This is a genomic window from Halomicronema sp. CCY15110, from assembly GCF_016888165.1.
GTDB lineage: Bacteria > Cyanobacteriota > Cyanobacteriia > Phormidesmidales > Phormidesmidaceae > Halomicronema.
The window spans coordinates 1-465 of sequence record NZ_JACSWC010000067.1; the positions used below are offsets into that span (position 1 = coordinate 1).

Annotated in this window: 1 protein-coding gene; it reads right to left on the bottom strand. The window is 56.6% G+C overall.

Features of this window, described 5'->3' with window-relative positions; translation table 11 throughout:
• Nucleotides 1–465: protelomerase family protein (locus tag JUK32_RS00675; protein WP_239112177.1), on the bottom strand; the 465-nt coding region annotated here is incomplete at both ends.

The window sequence follows — 465 nt, forward strand, 5'->3', positions numbered from 1 at the left end:
GAGGCTGTAGCGATGGTTCACAACCTGCTTGAGCTGCCGGGACGAGACCCCTCGCTGTTTCAGATCGGCGATCGCCAATCCTGATTGCAGCTTTTTGATTGCTGCTAGCACCTTTGCTGCTGGGGCCAGCGTGGGAATTTCGAGGGTGATGTTAACATCGTCGGCCTTCTTCGCCATTTGAGAAAAGTTCAGGCTCCAGGGCGACTTGAGGGAAAACTTCGAGAGCAGGATTTCACTGATGCGGCGACCGATCAGTACCGCCAAGCCTGCCCCCACATCAGACCATTCATCACTATCGAGCAGGTTTTCCGCAATTTTTACCAGCGCCTCAACCGCATCGGGGTGGAGGTATTGCGTTTCCCGCTGGGCCACGCGCCCCCGCTGCTCGTCATTCAGCCTTCTGTATTCTTCGGTCGAGAGCGTCACCAGGGCGATCGCTGGATGATTGGGGTCAAGGAGCTTCAG